This window comes from Vibrio sp. 1249-1 (genome assembly GCF_033340495.1).
In genome coordinates this window covers 1-664 of the sequence record NZ_JAWOWJ010000625.1, presented here as the reverse complement: position 1 = coordinate 664, position 664 = coordinate 1, and the positions used below count along the sequence as shown (strand labels likewise).

The 664-nt window shown below is 44.7% G+C and carries 2 protein-coding genes; one reads left to right on the top strand and one right to left on the bottom strand.

From position 1 onward, the window contains the following. A partial coding sequence (locus R7Z50_RS28020; RefSeq protein WP_318149823.1) for an MtrB/PioB family outer membrane beta-barrel protein occupies positions 1-296 on the top strand: 296 nt, incomplete at its 5' end. A gap of 85 nt (positions 297-381) precedes the next feature. Here R7Z50_RS28020 and R7Z50_RS28015 read toward each other — a convergent pair. Beyond that, the coding region (locus R7Z50_RS28015) for a DUF2913 family protein (RefSeq protein WP_318149822.1) at positions 382-664 on the bottom strand (283 nt) is incomplete at its 5' end.

Here is a 664-nt window from a genome sequence, read left to right as displayed (position 1 = left end):
GACTGCTGGACGACAAACTTTCTGTCTCATTTGATGACAGCTACAGCCAAGCGGACAGTAAATCTTCAACCACATCTGGTGGTTACCAATATCCTGATAACGAGGCGAACTCGTATCGATTTGAAGTCATCGCTGACTATGAAGTATCTGAAAATCAAAACGTGCAGCTTAACCTTCGTTATGAAGACTACTCAGAAGAGGATTACTTGTTTAACAACGAAACCGGAACGATGGGCGACGTTTTGCAAAGCTATGAAGGTCTGTATGGCGGCGTCTATTGGAAATATCGCTTTTAAGCACAGTGTGCCGTAACAAAAAAGCATCAGACGTTTTAAGCGCCTGATGCTTTCGTATTTCAATTCTACTGCTGTGAGAAGTTGATTAAGCTTGGAAGCTCAAAGGAATCTCAGCCAATTGGTTACCTTCGTTTGCAGGGAAGATAAGGTACTCGCCGTGGTATTTCACCATCGATTTGTAGTCCGTCACTTTATGCACCATAAAGCCCGCTTGCGCTGCTTTCTCAACAAACTCTGCATGGTTGCCACGCACAAACCAGCTCATTGGTTTAACGAGCAACTCGCCGTCGAAGCAGCTTTCGCATTGGTCTGCACACAGTGCCAAAGAATTTTGACCTTCCGTGAAGATTTGGATTTTGCCACAACCA